Consider the following 16,315-nt stretch of genomic DNA (forward strand, 5'->3'; position numbering starts at 1 on the left):
TTTCCTGTTGATTCCAGCCTATAGCAGCATCCGGAAATTCCGCGCGCTTTTTCAAAAATATTTTATTTCTTTTGTAAAAAAATGATAGAAGCGAAATAAGAAAGGTCGAGCTGGCGGGGGAGGCCGACCTGTTCGATCTATCGAAGCGAGGAGTTATCGATGCCGGCTAAGAATGAACGACGTCTTCGCATAGGCGTGCTCGGTGCGGGCCAGATTGCCCAGGCGGCGCATTTTGAAAGCTGCACCAAGGCGGTCAATGCAGACCTTTACGCCATTTGCGATGTCGCCGACGATCTGCGCGAGCGGATGGCGATCACCCATGGGGTCGAGAAGGCCTACGCCGACTACGACAGGATGCTGGAAGATCCCGATCTCGACGCCGTCATCATTGCAACGGCCGACGCCTTTCATGTGCCCGCCTCCATCAAGGCTCTGCAAGCGGGCAAGCATGTGCTGTGCGAGAAGCCTGTCGGTGTCACCGTCGAAGAGTGCCTGGAGCTCAAGGCCGCCGTCGAGACCTCGGGCAAGATCCTGCAGGTCGGCCACATGAAGCGCTTCGACGCGGGATTGCAGGCGGCCAAGAGCTTCATTCGCGACGAAATGGGCGAGATGGTTGCTCTCAAGGCATGGTATTGCGACAGCACGCATCGCTACCCGATGACCGACGCGGTTCAGCCGCTGATCGTGACCAGCGCCAATGCCAGGAAGCCTTCGGTCAACCCGAAGGCGGATCTCAGGCGTTATTACATGCTGGCTCATGGATGCCATCTGATCGATACCGCGCGTTATTTCGCCGGCGATATCGTTTCCGTCCATGCCAGGCTATCCGAGCGCGGCGGCATCTGGTGCTGGTTCGTTGATGTGGAGTTTGCCTCCGGCACACTCGGCCATCTCGATCTCACCGTTCAGGTGCGCATGGACTGGCACGAAGGTTTCCAGATCTACGGCAAGAACGGCAGCGTCCTCGGCAAGACCTATAACCCCTGGTACTACAAATCGAGTGAAGTCGATATTTTCCGGGAAGCCGATGGCGCGACCCATCGCGTGCTTGGCGCCGATGGCCATTTCTATCGCCGGCAGGTGGAGGGCTTTGCCCGCACCATTCTGGATGGCGCGGCAATGGAGGGAGCCGATATCAATGACGGGCTTGCCTCGGTGCAGGCGATGGTCGCCATTGCCCGCTCGGTCGAGAGCGGCAAGGCGGTGGCGCTTGCCGACGTGACGGGCGGTGTATGATGAGGCTCGGTATTTTCGCCAAGACCTTTGATGGCACGGATCCTGCAACCGTTCTCGGGGCCGTGGCCGATACCGGCTTTTCGGCTAGCCAATATAACATGGCGTGCTCAGGCCTTGCCTCAATGCCTGACGAAATCAGCGATGAACAGGCCAGGTCGATTGGCGAAGCGGCCGCAAAGACCGGCGTGGAGATCGTCGCGGTTTCCGGCACCTACAACATGACCCACCCCGATGTCTCCGTGCGCCAAGTGGGGCACCGGAGGCTGGAGGAACTTGCCAGGCATTGCGCGGGGATGTCGACCGGTCTGATAACGCTCTGCACCGGCACGCGCGATCCCGTCGACCAATGGAGAGCGCATCCCGACAATGATCTGCCGGATGCCTGGCGGGACCTGTTGGAAGCAATGGAAACGGCGCTCGAGATTGCCGAACGCTATGACATTAACCTCGGTATCGAGCCGGAACTGGCCAATGTCATCAACTCGGCGGAAAAGGCACATCGCCTGATTACCGAACTCGGTAGTCCGCGACTGAAGATCGTCATGGACCCAGCCAATCTCTTCGAGGTCGCAACGCTGGAGGAGCAGCGGTCAACAGTATCCGCCGCCATCGATCTTCTCGCCGACCGCATCGTCATGGCCCATGCTAAGGATCGCAATCCGGACGGCAGCTTTGCGACTGCCGGCAAAGGCGTACTTGATTACCCGTATTATCTGGGCAGGCTGAAGGCTGTTGGTTTCGATGGCAGTCTGGTCACCCATGGTCTCTCGGCCACTGAAGCTGCCGGCGTGGCAACCTTCCTCCAAAACATCCTTTCGGGCGGATCGACTGGAGACGGACGATGAACAGTACGGCCCCGTTTGAAACAAGGCACGGCACGTTACTCAATGTCGATATGGCAGGCGCTGGCGCTCCCGTCATCTTTCAGCATGGATTATGTGGGGATAGCAAACAGACCGAGGAAGCCTTTCCGCTCGATCTCGGCTTTCGCCGGATCACCATCGAGGCGAGAGGTCACGGCCGTTCCCAGCCCGGCAATCTTGATCGGCTATCCATCGCCACCTTTGCCGAAGATGTGGCCTCCTACATCGAGGCGCAGATCGCCGCGCCGGTCGTGCTTGGCGGCATCTCCATGGGGGCTGCGATTTCGCTGCGTCTGGCGGTCACGCGGCCCGATCTGGTGCGTGCCCTCGTCATTGCCCGACCCGCATGGGTAACCCAATCGGCGCCAGAGAATATGGCTCCGAATGCGGAGGTTGGGCGCCTCTTGCAGACAATGTCGCCCGAGGATGCCAGAGCCGAGTTTCTCGCCGGCAAGATCGGGCAGCGGCTGGCCGGTGAGGCCCCGGACAATCTCGCATCGTTGCTGGGCTTCTTTTCGCGCCTGCCACATGACGTCACCGCAGCTTTGCTGACGGCCATTTCCGGCGATGGGCCTGGCATCCCGGATGCTCAGGTGCGTGCGATCACCGTGCCGACTCTCGTCATCGGCCATGAGCGCGACGTCATTCATCCACTCGCCCATGCGCAGGCTCTCGCGAAGCTGATCCCGACTGCCCGCTTCGTCAAAATTACACCCAAGGCTGAAAACCGCTCGCAATATCTGGCCGATTTCCAGATGGCGATGCGCAATTTTTTCAAGGAACTGACAGACAATGACTAATCCCTCCAAGAGCTGGATTGCCGATCTTCCTCGCGATCGACTGATCGGTGAATTCTCCGTCTGGTCCGCCGATCTGGTCCACTTGGCCGATGATCTCACACGCGTCGATCCCTATGTCGATGTCCTCCATATCGACGTTGCCGATGGTCACTTCGCTCCGGCCATGTTGTTTTTTCCCGATCTGGTCGCCGGCGTGAGAAAGGTTTCCTCGCGCCCGATCCATGTTCACCTCATGGTGGCAGACGATATCCTTCTGCCGCAGATCGAGCAGTTTGCCGACGCCGGCAGCGATCTGATCAGTATTCATCTCGAAAACGAGGCTGTCGCCGATGCGGCGCTGGATCTGCTGGATCGTCGCGGCATAGCCGCCGGCATGGTGGTCAAGGTCGAGACGCCAGTCTCGCTGGTGGAGAAGTACGTTGCGCGCCTCGACTTCCTGACACTTCTCGGCACGGCGATCGGCGTCAAGGGACAGGGGCTGGACGAGCGGGCCGGCGAACGGCTGCAGCACGCCAAGCAGCTTATTGATGGATGCGGTGCGACGCACAGGATCGTTCTCGCCGCCGATGGCGGTATTCGTGAGCACACGGTTCCGTTGCTGCGTCAGTCCGGAGCGGAGACGGTCGTTCTCGGTTCTCTCGCCTTCAACGCCCCGTCGCTGCAGGACAGAATGGCGTGGCTGCACGCACTTTGACACGGAGCGGCCCATGAGCCGGTTTGCGATCGGAATTGATTTGGGCGGGACGCAGGTCCGCGCTGCCCTGGTGGATGAGCTCGGCAATGTCCTGCAGCGCGTCGAGGATCGGACGGATGCGGACGCCGGCCCGGATCCCGTTCTCGGCCAGATTGGTAGCCTGACAGACCGGTTGCTTTTGACCTGCGATCCCGGCGCCATAGTCGGGATCGGCGTATCGGCGCCGGGGCCGCTCGATACGGAGACGGGAACGGCGCTGGAGATTCCGACGCTGCGCGGCTTCTCTAATTATCCTTTGCGGCAGGAGTTGCAGAAGCGCCTGCGATTTCCGGTCAGCCTTGAGAATGATGGTATTGCGGCGGCAATCGGCGAGTGGCAATTCGGCGCCGGCCGCGGCATCGCAAACCTCGTCTATGTCACGGTCAGCACGGGTATTGGCGGTGGTGCAATCGCGGACGGCCGCGTCGTGCGTGGCCGCAAGGGAATGGCCGGCCATGTCGGCCATATGTCCATCGCGCCCGACGGCATCGTCTGTCCCTGTGGCAACAAGGGCTGCTTCGAGGCCTATGCCTCGGGCACGGCCTTTACCAAACGGGCGCGAGCAAGGACAATGGAATGCAGCGAGACATCGCTCGCCAGAGATGGAGGAATCGTTGACAGCCGCAGTGTCTTTAGCGCCGCTGCCGTCGGCGATCCGCTCGCCAACAGCCTCGTCGACGAGGAGGCGGAAATTCTCGGTCGAGGCTTTACCAATCTCATTCATATCTTCAGCCCGGAAATCGTCATCATGGGCGGAGGGCTGTCGGATCAGTTTGATCGTTTACGGCCGGGCATTCGGTCGCATGTCTCGCAATGGGCAATGCCGGCCTTTCGCGACGTTGAAGTCGTTCGTGCGGCGTTGGGGCAAAATTCCGGATTGATTGGAGCTGCTGTCCTCGCCTTTATCGCCTAGCGCTTCCTCGTCATAATCGGTCGCTCTTCAAAGGGGACGCGCTTCGATTGAATTTTGACGCGTCATGGAACTATGACCAGCGCGGCTCCACAGATTGCCGATCTAGCCTCGCGCAAGGTCTGGTTGCGATTATACGCGCCGGGGCTAATGTTGGTGAACTGCGCGTCTGTGGGGGACGAACCATGATTTCAACCTATCTGGGCTATGTAACTGCGACCAAGGACATGGCATCAACGCTTGCGCGCATCGCTAAGCAAGCCACTGTCAAGAGCGATCAGCAGTACTACGACACCCACATCGGCAACATCAAAAACGTCGATGACTTCCTCAAGGATCACAAGCTATACAGCTATGCGGTGAAGGCCTACGGTCTCGAGGACATGGCCTATGCCAAAGCCTTTCTGAAGAAGGTTCTGACGAGCGATCTCAGCAACAGCAGCAGCTTTGCCAATAAGCTCACGGACCCTCGCTATCGGCAATTCGCGGCGGCCTTCAATTTCGGCGCGAATTCAAGCAAGCAAACGGCTCAAAGCGACACGCAGAAAACCGACACGATCGGGCTTTATGAGCGATCCTTCGCCAACGAAACGACGTTGGCTAAGAATGAGAGCAATTTTTACAGCAAATGGATCGACAAGGCGACGAACGTCGATGACATCGTCGGCAATACCAGGATGCGGGACTATGTCCTGACGGCTCACGGCGTTAATCCGGACAATGTCTCAAAGAGCTTTCTGAAGTCGGTTCTGACGAGCGACCCCAGTGATCCGAATAGCTTCGTCAATACCGCAAGCAATTTCTCGTCTGCTTCGACCCAGGCAACATACAAGCTCATCGCATCGCAATTCGGCTTCAATCCGGATGGAACGCTTTCCGGTGCAACTGCGCAAACTGAGCAGCAGAAAGAGGCGTTGATATCCCGTTACAACAATATGGTGCCGACCTTGCTGACATCGGCTTCAGCTGACAGCAATGATCAGTATTATCGCCAGCAAATTGGCAAGGTTGGATCGGTCAGCGATATCAGCGGCGATAACAGGCTGTTTTCCTATCTCAAGACTGCCTATGGGCTTAGCGCGACACTCACGCCAACACAATTCAAGCTAGCCTTTACCAACAAAGACTATGCGGCCGTTATGGATATGACGGAAATGGTTTCCTCGTTCAACTTTGCCGCCGATGGGTCGCTTCCGGCTGGCCAACTTGCGCAGTCGGCCGATGGCATCACGGCTGCCTCGAAGAAGTACATGGCGCACTATGCGGATGCCCGTGCGGTCTTGTTGAAGGATGCCGAGTCCCACTACAAGACGGTAGTCGGCAAGATCAAGACGATTTCCGATTTCTTCGCTCCCAATGATACCAAGAACCAGGATCTTCCAACGATCCAGGACATGGCGCTCCGCGCCTACGGGATCGAAAAAGGCGAGGTTACAAGAGACCAGCTGCGCAAGATATTGGAGAGCGATCCATACGACAGCAAGAGCTACGTCAACTCCCTCAAAGACGATCGATTTACCGAACTGGCGAAGGCATATAATTTCGACAGCAAAGGCAATCTCCGGTCTTCAGTCGAGGCTCTGCCGCAAGCGTCGATCAACAGCTTTATCTCGGCCTATTCGAAGGCAAAGACGTTTGGTTTGACAGGGCAGATGCGCGAGAAGGCCGTCAAGGACGCGAAAGACGCAGCAACCGATTTCAGCAAGTCGATTGCCGGCGTGAAAACCGTGGACGAACTCCTGGCGGACAAGAAGCTGACGGACTTCATCCTCGTTGCCAATAATATCGATCCCAAGACAGTCGACAAAGCCACGTTGAAGAAGGCTTTTGCCGCCGATCCGGAGGATGCGAAGGGATTTTTGAACACGCAAGCCGGTCAGCAATTCAAGGCGATGGTCAGCGTCTTCAACTTTGACGTCAAGGGAAATCTGACCAATGCCAAGATAGAGGCCAGTCAGAACAAGGGCGCGCGCCTTGCGACCGACAGTCTCTATCTGCACCAGACGTTGGAAACGCAGCAGGGCGCTTCCAACGACGGTGTCCGGCTCGCGCTTTACTTCCAGCGAAAGGCGCCGCAGATCAATTCCGTCTACGACATCATGTCGGACCCGGCGCTCTATAACGTGATCAAGACCACATTCTCCTTGCCCGCCTCCATATCCAATATGGATGTGACCCGCCAGGCGAAATATCTGGAAAAGCTTGTCCCGATCAAGGATATGCACGACGCCGCCAAGGTCAACACGCTCCTGAAGCGCTTTTCTGCCGTTTATGATGCGGCTAACAGCGCCAACACGGCGTCGCCCGCTTCTGCGATCCTGAATCGCGGTTCAGGGATCGGCATGAGTGGGGATCTGATGCTGTCGATCGCACAACTCAGGTCGCGATAACACGGTCGCTGAGGTTCGGCGGTGATGCGGCGGCAAAGCTTAGCGCACCTCGAATGCACCCGTAAAACCATACACGCCGCGAGCAAGCCGCGGCGCTAACTCTGTCACTTGGGCCGCCGAATTACGAACGCGGCGCTTCCGATCCCATTCGTCCATATTGCCGGATGAGTTCCACTAGTGGCTCGTGCTGGATGGCCTGGATGCGGAAGCGATCATAGGGCGTGCCAGCCATGTCCTCGGCCGCCAACATCGCATTGACGACGGCTTCCTCGACGCTGTCGACCGTGGCCATGTAGACAGGGTCGAGAGGTTCGTCGTTGACGATCTCCAGGGAAAGATGGCCATTGGCCCTATGCGCCATCGGGTGGGCATTCGCGGTCGAGAAGGCGAGAAAGATGTCTCCCGAATTATTGCCGCCTGGTGTGCCGTTGCGGCCGATGCCGATGGATGCGCGGCGGGCGAGGCGCTTGAGCTGGTGCGGCGCCAGCGGCAGGTCGGTGGCGATGACGACGATGATCGAGCCGCGCTCCTGAAGCTGGCTCTGCGGCGTGCCATCTCGCATATGCCGGCCGACCGGCACGCCCGATATCGTCAGCCAGTCACGCTGGCCGTGATTGGCCTGAACCAGCGTGCCGATCGTATAGCTGCGACCGTCGAACTCGACGATGCGGGAAGATGTACCCGTGCCGCCCTTGAAGCCATAGGTGATCATGCCGGTGCCGCCGCCGCAATTACCTTCCTGCACCGGACCAGCCGCAATGCTGTCGAGGGCCGCCCGTACATCGGCCTCGCTGACATGCAGTCCATTAATGTCGTTCAGTGCACCGTCATAGGTCTCCGCGATAACGGGCATGATCCAGAGGAAATCGTCGGTCTGATAGGTGGAGGCATAGCGCTCGATCATCCACTTGATGGTGGCGTGATGCGCCATGCCGACGCCATGGGTGTTGGTAATGACGATGGGCCCGAGAAAGTAGCCGCCATCCTCGATCCAGTGCGTGCCGGTCATCTCGCCATTGCCGTTGAAGCGATGCACCCCGGCGTAGACAGGAACGGGGGTTTCCGAATCCATATGCGGCAGGATGGCCGTCACCCCAGTGCGCGTCGGCCGTTTGCGGCCGGGACGCGGCTCGTTTTCGATGATCGTACGAAAGCCGACGCCGATACCGGCGACATCTGTAATGGCATTGTTCAAGCCGGTGCGGCCAGAAAAGGGCAGGCCGAGCTCGCGCCCGCGCGGTTTGCGGATGGTTGTTTTTGTTGTCATGTCATTTCTGCCGGGAGCGAAGATAGAGGCCAAGCGAGGCCACGAGGAAGGAGAAGGTCAGCATCATCACGGCAATGGCGTTGATTTCGGGCTTGATGCCGCGACGGAGCATGGCGAAGATGAACATCGGCAACGTCGTTACATCGACGCCGGCTATGAAATAGGTGATCACCAGGTCATCCATCGAGATGATGAAGGCAAGCAGCGCCCCGCCGAGTATGCCCGGCATCAGCTGCGGCAGCACCACGCGGCGGAAGGTCATCCACTCATTGGCACCGAGATCGGCAGACGCATTCTCCAGCGTCCGGTCCATGCCGGACAGACGCGCCGCAACGACGATGAACACATAGGAGGTCAGGAAGGTGCATTGGCCGATGATGATAGTCATCAGGCCGAGCTGGATACCGGCACTGACAAAGAAGATCAGAAGCGCTATGCCGAGCACGATATCCGGCATCAACATCGGCATGAACATGGCGGCCTGATAGAAGCGTTTGCCGAGAAAATTGAAGCGGTGAAGCGCGATTGCCATGGCCGTGCCGAGTACAGTCGAGATGACCGTCGTCGAGACGGCAATCTTCAGGCTGTTAAAGACGGCCGCGAGCAGCTGATCGGTCGATTCGATATAGAGCGCGCTCTCCGAAATTGCGGTCTTGAAGCCGAAGACCTGCGCGTACCAATCGGTGGTGAAGCCGCTCCAGCTCATCATGTTGACCGGGTTCGCATTGAACGAATAGACGGCGATCAGGACGAGGGGGATATAGATGAAGGCGAAGAATAGCATCGTATAAAATGCGAGGCCGCCGTTGAAGAGGGTGCGTGCGATCTTCATTGAGCCCTCCTCATACTGACAATGCTGCGGTCGCGTTGCGGCGGCCGGAGACGATGACATAGGCGACAAGCAGAATCAGCATCACGGCCATGACCATCATGGCGAGCGCCGCGCCGAACGGCCAGTTGCGGGCGGAGAGGAACTGCGCCTCGATGAGGCTGCCGAGCATCATCACCTTGGCGCCGCCCAGAACCGCCGGCACGACGAAATTGCCGAGCGCGGGAATGAAGACGATGATCGAGCCGCCGATGATGCCCGGCGTGGTGAGCGGCAGGATGATGCGGAAGAAGGTCCGGATCGGGCCTGCACCGAGATCGAGCGATGCCTGAATGAGCCGCCAGTCGAGCTTCTCGATGCTGGCATAGACCGGCATGAACATGAACGGAATGAAGACGTAGACCATGCCGAGGATGATCGCGCCATCCGTATAGATCATCTCCAGCGGTGCGGAGATCACGCCCGTCGCCATCAGTGTGTTGTTGATCAGCCCGGTCGGGCGCAGGATCATCACCCAGACGAAGAGCCGCACGATAAGGCTGGAAAAGAACGGCAGGGTGATGAGGAAAAGGCAGAAGTTCTTCCATTTGTCCGGTAGCCGGCTGATGTAGAAGGCGGCGGGGTAGCAGACGAGAAGCGTCGCCGCCACCGTCAGCGCCGCAATCCGGATCGAGCGAAGGAAGATGGCGATATAGACCGGATCGTATTCCTCGAATTGCGGATTGGCGAAGCCGAGGATCCGGCCGAAATTGTCAGGGTAGAAGCTCCATTCGACGCCGCCATAAAGGCCCGGCGTCAGGAGGCTCGTCACCATCATGATGCCGAGGGGCACGACGAAGAAGATCAGCAGGAAGAGCGTCACAGGTCCGAGCAACAGCCCGAGTTGGAAGCGCCGGCGCGCGGCAATCGTCATCAGGCTGCCTCCCTCGCGGTGATCAGGTGGACGCTGGCGGGATCATAATGCCAGCGCGCCGGTTGGCCGGTGGCAAGCGATCCGACAGCGCCCCGTTGGGCGGCTGGAATCTGCGCCACGAGCCTGCGCCCACCCGCCGTCCTGCCGAAGACTTCGAAGGATGAGCCGACATAGACGATCTGCTCCACGGTGACGTCGATTGCCGGGCAGGTGTCGGCGGAGGTCGAGAGGAAGAAGTTCTCCGGGCGGATCAGAGCGACGGCAGGTCCCATGTCCTCGGACTTTGTCGCGGAGGTGTGCCTGATCGCGGTGCCTTCGCTGGTCATGAAGTTCTGGCCGTCACTCATACCTTCGAAGAGGTTGCTCGCGCCGATGAAGCTCGCCACGAACGTATTGGTCGGGTGGTCGTAGATCTCCAGCGGCGTGTCGAGCTGCTGGATCCGTCCCTCGGCAAGCACGGCAACGCGATCGGACATGGTCAGCGCTTCCTGCTGGTCATGGGTCACGAAGATGAAGGTGATGCCGAGTTCGTGCTGCAGGTTTTTCAGCTCGAGCTGCATCGTCTCCCGCAAATGGCGATCCAGCGCCGAGAGCGGTTCATCGAGCAGAAGCACCTTCGGCCGGGCGACGATGGCGCGGGCAAGCGCCACGCGCTGCTGCTGGCCGCCAGACAATTGCCGCGGCAGACGGCCTTCCAAGCCCTCCAGCCCGACCATCTTCAATATCGCCCGCACCCGTTCCATGCGTTCGGACTTGCCGACGCCGGCGGCTTCGAGGGCATAGCCGGTATTCTCGCCGACACTCATATGCGGGAAGAGCGCGTAGTTCTGGAAGACCGTGTTGACCGGCCGGCGATAGGGCGGACGATCCGTCATGTCGTCGCCGTCGATCATGATGCGCCCGGCATCCAGTTCGACGAAGCCGCTGATCGCTTGTAGCAGCGTGGTCTTGCCGCACCCGGATGGTCCGAGAAGTGTGATGAATTCATTGCGGCCGATCTCCAGATCGATGCCGTCAAGTGCTTTCACCTGCCGACCCTCGGGAGTCGGAAAGGCCTTTGCGGCTGATACCAGCCGCACTATTGCATCTCGCATTCGTCGTTCCCCGAAATGTTATTAAATTAACTCTTGCGTGATTTAGATATATTGATATCATTTTTTCGTCGAAGTCAACGCCCTCAACGCGATCGGTTAAAGCTTCCACCAAAGCCCGAGCCGAGCGCGTCGAAGGGACAAAAATCCTATCAAGGGGAACAAAAATGATGATTTTGAAAGGCGTCTTCAGACGCCTGGGTCTTGTTGCGCTTACGGCATTGCTGCCGACTGCGGTCCTTGCCGAAGAGCTCAACATCTATAACTGGGGCGAATACATCAATCCGGCCGTCCTCCAGAAGTTTGAGGAGGAAACCAAGATCAAGGTCAATCTGTCGACTTATTCCTCCAACGAGGAAATGCTTGCCAAGATCCAGGGCGGCGCGACGGGCTACGACATCGTCTTTCCGTCGGTGCACATGCAGGAAATCATGGCCAAGCTCAATCTCCTGGAGAAGACCGATATCGATACCTATGAGGGTTTCAAGAATATTGATCCCCGCTTCCTGCGCGCCAAGAGCGATCCGAAGGGCGAATATTGCCTGCCTTATGCCTTCGGCACCGTCGGCATTCTCTATAACCGCAGGGTGCTCGGCAAGGATATCACCGGCTGGAAGGATCTGGTCGCGACGGTCAAGGCCAAGCACCTGAAATTCACGCTGCTGGATGACATGCGCGAGGTGCTGGGCGTGGGTCTGATGCTCAATGGTCATTCGGTCAATTCCACCAAGCCGGAGGAGCTGCAGCAGGCGGCCGATACCGTGATCGAGATGAAGCCCTATGTCGCGGCCTTTACCTACGATTCCCGCCCGATGGTCGAGTCCGGCGATATTGCTGCCGCTCATTTCTTCGTGGGTTCGATGATCAACGTCTTCGGCAATCCGAAGGATCTGGGCTACGTCATCCCGGAGGAGGGCGCCACCATGTATCAGGAAGACATGTGCGTGCTGAAGACCGCGCCGAACAAGGCCAACGCGATCAAGTTCCAGCAATTCTACACGCGTCCGGAAATCGCCGCGCTCAACGTCTCACAGCAGACCAACGGCACGCCGAACGTGCCGGCGAGGCAATTGACGCCGGAAAACATCAAGAATAGCAAAGAGATCAATCCGACTGATGAGACCATGAAGCGCCTGCAGATCTTTGACGATCTTGGTAGCGGTCTGCGCCAGTTCGATCGCGCATGGACGAAGGTCAAGACGGCCCAATAATATCGCGAAAGGATACTCCGTCCGGTTTCGGGCGGAGCTTCACCGGAGGGAAGATTGTCGAAGGATATTCTGAAGCTCGTGCAGAGCGCTGACATGCGCAGGTCGAAATCCGACAAGCTGATCTCCAGCTATATCGAGCGTAACATCGCCGAACTTCCCTTCGAGACAGCAAAGTCCATTGCAGCAAGGCTCGATATCTCGCAGATGACCGTCGGTCGTTATCTGCGGCGACTCGGCTTCGATGGTCTCGACGAGCTGAAGACGGCCCTGCGCCGCGGCGGCCGTTCCAATCCGGCCTGGCAGATCAAGGGCTCTTTGGACCGTTTCCAGGAAGACCTCCGAGATGGCAAGTTTCTCGCCGGACTGCTGCAACAGCAGGTCGACAATCTCGGCATGATCTATGAGCTGACGACTGCGCCGCAATGGCAGCAGACAGTCGATGCGTTGATTTCGGCGAGCGAAGTTTATGTTGCGGCCTATCAAAACGTCCGGGGCATCGCACAGTATTTCGCCGCCCAGCTTTCCTACACCAGGCCACGCGTCGCCTTCATGGATGGCCTCAACGGCACCTATTCCGAACTGCTTGATGGTTCTGTGGATGGCCGCGTGCTCTTCCTTCACGACGTCCGTCGTTTTGCGTCGAAGGCAAGGCCCTTGGCGGAGGAGGCGCGCCGCGCCGGCGTCAAGGTGATCCTGCTGACCGATGAATTCTGCCCCTGGGCCGAAGAGGTGTCGGATATCTCGCTCGTCATACCCGGCTCGCACGGCCCGCTCTGGGATGGAGCCGCGACCATGACCGCCGTGATGGATCTTCTCTTGAGCAACATCCTCGTCGTCCTGCGTGGCAAGGTGGATGAGCGCGTCGAGCTTCTGACCCGCCTGCAGGACGTTTTCGGCGATTTCGAGAGCTGACAACAGGCTGTGAACGTCCTGTTCCTGGCACCGATCGCGGCATGGTTTTGAGAGCCGAAACATGCTTTGATCGGCTCCATGAACATACATGTCTTTCTGTGCCGTGCTTTTCCGCTGATCATGGCGGTCACCCTGGGGATGAGTTCGGCTCAAGCGCGAGCCTCATCCGGAACGGCTCCAGCGCCGACCAAAGAGCAGTTGCAGCAAGCGCTCGACAGGGTGAAACCGGGCTCTCCTCGTATCCATGAATTCCTCGGCTGCGTTCCAGCAATGGGGCAGCCGGCAACCGTGCGTCTCTGCATGCTGACCGCAGAAGGACGGGGTTTCGTTCAAGACTTGCCATTTCGATTTGTTGGCGGGCGATGGGAGGTCGTGTTGGATCAAACGGGGGCACCTCCGGAAATCGACGGCGCCTGCGCACCTCTGGACATCGCCCAGGACGCACTTCGCAAATTGCGTGGGGATGCGAAGCTGCGGGTTACCGGTGAGGTCGATGATGGCGCGGGCATTTTCACCGCGGAACGCGGCATGCTTCGCAACAAAAAGGGGCCGTATCGCTTGATGTGTCGCTACGAGGTCGCCGCGGGCTCCGGCAAAAAGGACCTCGTCATCGCCTATGTCTGGCACGACGGCACGCGCTACGTCGTCGATTCCGATATCGAAGTGTGGCCGGATGACTAGCGGCAGCTGGTAGCTCGCCGGAGCGAACTACCATGGGTGCCAAGTCGTACTAGACCATCATGCAGCGTCGAGCGCCGAAGCCAGATCGGCGATGAGATCATCGGGATGCTCGATGCCGATCGACAGCCGGATCGTCGAGTCCAACACGCCGATGCGGTGGCGTACGTCCACGGGGACGCCGGAATGCGTTGTCGTCGCGGGATGGGAGGCAAGCGATTCCGTGCCGCCCAGGCTGACTGCCAGCTTGAAGATCTGCAGCGCATTCAGGAATTTGAAGGATGCCGGCTGGCCGCCCTTGATATCGAAGGAGAAGGTGGAGCCGGCGCCGCTGCACTGGGCGGCGAATGTCCGGCCTGTGGGCGATGCCGGATCCGCATAGGAAAGATAGTGGATCTGCTCGACCTTTGGATGGTCGCGCAGGAAATCGGCCACTGCGCGGGCGTTGCTGTTTGCCCGCTCCATGCGGATCTGCAGCGTTTCCAGCGAACGGCCGAGCATCCAGCAGGAGTGCGGATCGAGCTGCGTGCCGATCGCGCCGCGCAGTGCCTTCACCTGTTTCATCACGGCTTTCGAGCCGAGCGCCGCGCCGGCGATCAGATCAGAATGGCCGCCGACATATTTGGTCAGCGAATAGAGCGAGATATCGGCGCCATGTTCAATCGGGCGCTGGAAGACCGGACCCAGCAAGGTGTTGTCGCAGGCGATGATCGGCGTATGGCCCTGCTTCTTGCCGATGGCATCGGCCACGCGGCGGATGACGGCGATATCGACCAGGCTGTTCGTCGGGTTGGCAGGCGTTTCCACGAGAATGACCGAGACCCGGCCCTTTGCCATGGCTTCCTCGGCACCGGCCATGACAGATGCTTCGCTGACGCCATCGGCGAAACTTACCGCTGAAACGCCGAGATTGAGGAATGTTTTGGCGATCAGCGTTTCCGTGCCGCCATAGAGCGGTTGCGAATGCAATATCGCGTCACCGGGGCGGACGAAGGCGAGCAGCGTCGTCGCAATGGCCGACATGCCGGAGGAAAACAGCGCGCAGCTTTCCGTCCGCTCATAGACCGCCAGGCGGTCCTCGACGATTTCGCTGTTCGGGTGGTTGAAGCGCGAATAGACGAGGCCGACGCCCGTGCCCTTCGGCGGCTCGTTGCGGCCGGAGATGTAGTTGAAGAAATCGCGCCCGTCCTCGGCCGATTTGAAAACGAAGGTGGAAGTCAGGAAAACAGGAGGCTTGACCGCACCCTCCGAGAGTTCGGGATCATAGCCGTAATTCAGCATTTGCGTTTCGGGATGCAGCGCGTGATTGCCGATATGGGTTTTCGACGGGTGCGGCGCAGTCATGACGGTCTCCTCAGCCGATGATATTGAATTTTAGAATCGCATTATACATCACTTAGGGTACAGGCTTGCTACCTGCCACTGTCTATGAAGCGGCGTCGATATGAAGGGCGAAGGATGCTGAAATTATCCACTCTGCGCATGGCTATCCGAAACACGACAGAAAGGTCGCAATATTAGCTGCCACTGCTCGTCTTGGCACAGTCTCACCCCAGGTTCCGAGAGCTCGCCACCTTTCGGCGCGCGCAGTCTGGGCAGCAGAGCGGTGCATTTCTCACCCGGCGGAGGTCTATCGACGAGGACGTCCGGCGGCGAAATGCGCAATGAAAACCAGTGAGGTTTGCATTTTGAAATCAAGCGTTCGAAAATTCATGTTTAGCGATCTCCAGAAAATCGATGGTTACATCGATCCGCCGGATGCGCTTGTCTTCCTGTCGTTAATCGAGAAGCAGAGGCAAGAGAAACTATATGGCGGTCTCGTCGAGATCGGGGTCTATTATGGGCGATCTTATTTTCTGCTGCGCAAGATCAGTGCTCCCGACGACAATGTGCTTGCGATCGACCTCTTCGACATCGAAGCGGACGGCGCGCAATATCAACGCTTCCTCGATAATGGCCGGTCGCTTGGCATTCCCGTCGACGAGGAGCTTGTCATAGCCGGCGACAGTACCATGCTCGACCCGCAGGCGATCATCGACAAGGTTGGGCAGGTTCGCTTTTTCAGCATTGATGGAGGGCATCTGCTTCGTCATATCGTTGCCGATAGCCGCCTGGCCAAGAGCGTGCTGGCCGACCACGGCATCATCGCTTTCGACGATACGTTCAATCCCGCGTGGCCGGAGGTGACGATCGGCGTCGCGGATTTCCTGCGCAGGAACAATGACACCTTCGCCGCCTTCTGCATGACGAAGTACAAGACCTATGTCTGCCGGCGAGATTTTCATGAGGTCTATCGGGCGGCGGTCAGCGATGCGCTGCATCTCAAGCCGTTCGAGCATGCCGAGTTGGATTTTCTCGGCTCAAAGGTGATCAGGCTGCACAATCCGCTCAACCGAAGGGTCGCCTATGAGGTCATGCAGCGGCTAGGCATGGGCGCCCTGTCCGAATGGGCCTACCGCCCGGGCTGACTGTGAGCCGACCC

At 58.8% G+C, this 16,315-nt stretch carries 15 protein-coding genes; 10 read left to right on the forward strand and 5 right to left on the reverse strand.

Translation table 11 applies throughout. The features are described from left to right. The first annotated feature begins 159 nt into the window (after nucleotides 1–159). From BSK43_RS33535 to BSK43_RS33560, 6 genes are all read left to right on the forward strand, one after another. Nucleotides 160–1,236 (forward strand): Gfo/Idh/MocA family oxidoreductase, encoded by a 1,077-nt coding sequence (locus BSK43_RS33535; protein ID WP_077471481.1) that lies wholly within the window; start codon nucleotides 160–162, stop codon nucleotides 1,234–1,236. Then, on the forward strand, nucleotides 1,236–2,081 hold the full coding sequence (locus BSK43_RS33540) for a sugar phosphate isomerase/epimerase (RefSeq protein ID WP_077471582.1): 846 nt from the start codon (nucleotides 1,236–1,238) through the stop codon (nucleotides 2,079–2,081). Before BSK43_RS33535 ends, BSK43_RS33540 begins: the two co-directional genes overlap by 1 nt. Next, nucleotides 2,078–2,899: an alpha/beta hydrolase gene (locus BSK43_RS33545; RefSeq protein WP_077471480.1), complete on the forward strand. Its 822-nt coding sequence runs from the start codon at nucleotides 2,078–2,080 to the stop codon at nucleotides 2,897–2,899. Before BSK43_RS33540 ends, BSK43_RS33545 begins: the two co-directional genes overlap by 4 nt. Next, on the forward strand, nucleotides 2,892–3,593 hold the full coding sequence (locus BSK43_RS33550) for a ribulose-phosphate 3-epimerase (RefSeq protein ID WP_077471479.1): 702 nt from the start codon (nucleotides 2,892–2,894) through the stop codon (nucleotides 3,591–3,593). The genes BSK43_RS33545 and BSK43_RS33550 overlap by 8 nt, the downstream gene beginning before the upstream one ends. Before the next feature lie 13 nt (nucleotides 3,594–3,606). Further along, nucleotides 3,607–4,545 (forward strand): ROK family protein, encoded by a 939-nt coding sequence (locus tag BSK43_RS33555; protein WP_077471478.1) that lies wholly within the window; start codon nucleotides 3,607–3,609, stop codon nucleotides 4,543–4,545. Nucleotides 4,546–4,727: 182 nt separating this feature from the next. Then, the gene (locus BSK43_RS33560) at nucleotides 4,728–6,932 is read left to right on the forward strand and encodes a DUF1217 domain-containing protein (protein WP_077471477.1); all 2,205 of its coding nucleotides are present in this window, start codon (nucleotides 4,728–4,730) and stop codon (nucleotides 6,930–6,932) included. A gap of 121 nt (nucleotides 6,933–7,053) precedes the next feature. On the opposite strand, the gene BSK43_RS33565 is transcribed toward BSK43_RS33560, so the two are convergent. Genes BSK43_RS33565 through BSK43_RS33580 form a run of 4 tightly spaced genes read right to left on the reverse strand, consistent with a single transcriptional unit; the run spans nucleotide 7,054 to nucleotide 11,035 of the window. Further along, nucleotides 7,054–8,199 carry a P1 family peptidase gene (locus tag BSK43_RS33565; protein WP_077471476.1) on the reverse strand — a complete coding sequence of 382 codons (1,146 nt, stop codon included), beginning with the start codon at nucleotides 8,197–8,199 and terminating at the stop codon, nucleotides 7,054–7,056. 1 nt (nucleotide 8,200) lies between these two features. After that, nucleotides 8,201–9,031, reverse strand: a complete 831-nt coding sequence (locus tag BSK43_RS33570) for an ABC transporter permease (protein ID WP_077471475.1) — start codon at nucleotides 9,029–9,031, stop codon at nucleotides 8,201–8,203. Between the two features lie 10 nt (nucleotides 9,032–9,041). Further along, nucleotides 9,042–9,941 carry an ABC transporter permease gene (locus BSK43_RS33575; protein ID WP_077471474.1) on the reverse strand — a complete coding sequence of 300 codons (900 nt, stop codon included), beginning with the start codon at nucleotides 9,939–9,941 and terminating at the stop codon, nucleotides 9,042–9,044. Next, on the reverse strand, nucleotides 9,941–11,035 hold the full coding sequence (locus BSK43_RS33580) for an ABC transporter ATP-binding protein (protein ID WP_077471473.1): 1,095 nt from the start codon (nucleotides 11,033–11,035) through the stop codon (nucleotides 9,941–9,943). The genes BSK43_RS33575 and BSK43_RS33580 overlap by 1 nt, the downstream gene beginning before the upstream one ends. Before the next feature lie 164 nt (nucleotides 11,036–11,199). On the opposite strand from BSK43_RS33580, the gene BSK43_RS33585 reads away from it, so the two are divergent. The 3 genes from BSK43_RS33585 (at nucleotide 11,200) to BSK43_RS33595 (ending at nucleotide 13,836) form a co-directional block, all read left to right on the forward strand. Then, nucleotides 11,200–12,243 carry a spermidine/putrescine ABC transporter substrate-binding protein gene (locus BSK43_RS33585; RefSeq protein WP_077471472.1) on the forward strand — a complete coding sequence of 348 codons (1,044 nt, stop codon included), beginning with the start codon at nucleotides 11,200–11,202 and terminating at the stop codon, nucleotides 12,241–12,243. Nucleotides 12,244–12,297: 54 nt separating this feature from the next. Beyond that, on the forward strand, nucleotides 12,298–13,155 hold the full coding sequence (locus BSK43_RS33590) for a MurR/RpiR family transcriptional regulator (RefSeq protein ID WP_068395594.1): 858 nt from the start codon (nucleotides 12,298–12,300) through the stop codon (nucleotides 13,153–13,155). Nucleotides 13,156–13,233: 78 nt separating this feature from the next. Next, entirely contained in the window at nucleotides 13,234–13,836 is a 603-nt protein-coding gene (locus tag BSK43_RS33595; protein WP_136687435.1) for a hypothetical protein, read from the forward strand. 57 nt (nucleotides 13,837–13,893) lie between these two features. Here BSK43_RS33595 and BSK43_RS33600 read toward each other — a convergent pair whose 3' ends face one another. Beyond that, a complete protein-coding gene (locus tag BSK43_RS33600; RefSeq protein ID WP_077471470.1) occupies nucleotides 13,894–15,177 on the reverse strand; it encodes a cystathionine gamma-synthase family protein in 1,284 nt (427 codons plus the stop codon). Nucleotides 15,178–15,521: 344 nt separating this feature from the next. On the opposite strand from BSK43_RS33600, the gene BSK43_RS33605 reads away from it, so the two are divergent. Beyond that, nucleotides 15,522–16,301 carry a class I SAM-dependent methyltransferase gene (locus BSK43_RS33605; RefSeq protein WP_077471581.1) on the forward strand — a complete coding sequence of 260 codons (780 nt, stop codon included), beginning with the start codon at nucleotides 15,522–15,524 and terminating at the stop codon, nucleotides 16,299–16,301. Nucleotides 16,302–16,315 lie beyond the last annotated feature (14 nt).

It is taken from the genome of Rhizobium sp. P44RR-XXIV, assembly GCF_001999485.2.
Classification (GTDB): Bacteria; Pseudomonadota; Alphaproteobacteria; order Rhizobiales; family Rhizobiaceae; genus Rhizobium.

What these genes read in the sequence shown, in the direction of transcription:
- BSK43_RS33595 (WP_136687435.1), top strand. Translation starts at nt 13,234, where the DNA reads ATGAACATACATGTCTTTCTGTGCCGTGCTTTTCCGCTGATCATGGCG.
- BSK43_RS33555 (WP_077471478.1), top strand. Translation starts at nt 3,607, where the DNA reads ATGAGCCGGTTTGCGATCGGAATTGATTTGGGCGGGACGCAGGTCCGC.
- BSK43_RS33550 (WP_077471479.1), top strand. Translation starts at nt 2,892, where the DNA reads ATGACTAATCCCTCCAAGAGCTGGATTGCCGATCTTCCTCGCGATCGA.
- BSK43_RS33535 (WP_077471481.1), top strand. Translation starts at nt 160, where the DNA reads ATGCCGGCTAAGAATGAACGACGTCTTCGCATAGGCGTGCTCGGTGCG.
- BSK43_RS33560 (WP_077471477.1), top strand. Translation starts at nt 4,728, where the DNA reads ATGATTTCAACCTATCTGGGCTATGTAACTGCGACCAAGGACATGGCA.
- BSK43_RS33540 (WP_077471582.1), top strand. Translation starts at nt 1,236, where the DNA reads ATGAGGCTCGGTATTTTCGCCAAGACCTTTGATGGCACGGATCCTGCA.
- BSK43_RS33580 (WP_077471473.1), bottom strand. Translation starts at nt 11,035, where the DNA reads ATGCGAGATGCAATAGTGCGGCTGGTATCAGCCGCAAAGGCCTTTCCG.
- BSK43_RS33600 (WP_077471470.1), bottom strand. Translation starts at nt 15,177, where the DNA reads ATGACTGCGCCGCACCCGTCGAAAACCCATATCGGCAATCACGCGCTG.
- BSK43_RS33585 (WP_077471472.1), top strand. Translation starts at nt 11,200, where the DNA reads ATGATGATTTTGAAAGGCGTCTTCAGACGCCTGGGTCTTGTTGCGCTT.
- BSK43_RS33545 (WP_077471480.1), top strand. Translation starts at nt 2,078, where the DNA reads ATGAACAGTACGGCCCCGTTTGAAACAAGGCACGGCACGTTACTCAAT.
- BSK43_RS33565 (WP_077471476.1), bottom strand. Translation starts at nt 8,199, where the DNA reads ATGACAACAAAAACAACCATCCGCAAACCGCGCGGGCGCGAGCTCGGC.
- BSK43_RS33575 (WP_077471474.1), bottom strand. Translation starts at nt 9,941, where the DNA reads ATGACGATTGCCGCGCGCCGGCGCTTCCAACTCGGGCTGTTGCTCGGA.
- BSK43_RS33570 (WP_077471475.1), bottom strand. Translation starts at nt 9,031, where the DNA reads ATGAAGATCGCACGCACCCTCTTCAACGGCGGCCTCGCATTTTATACG.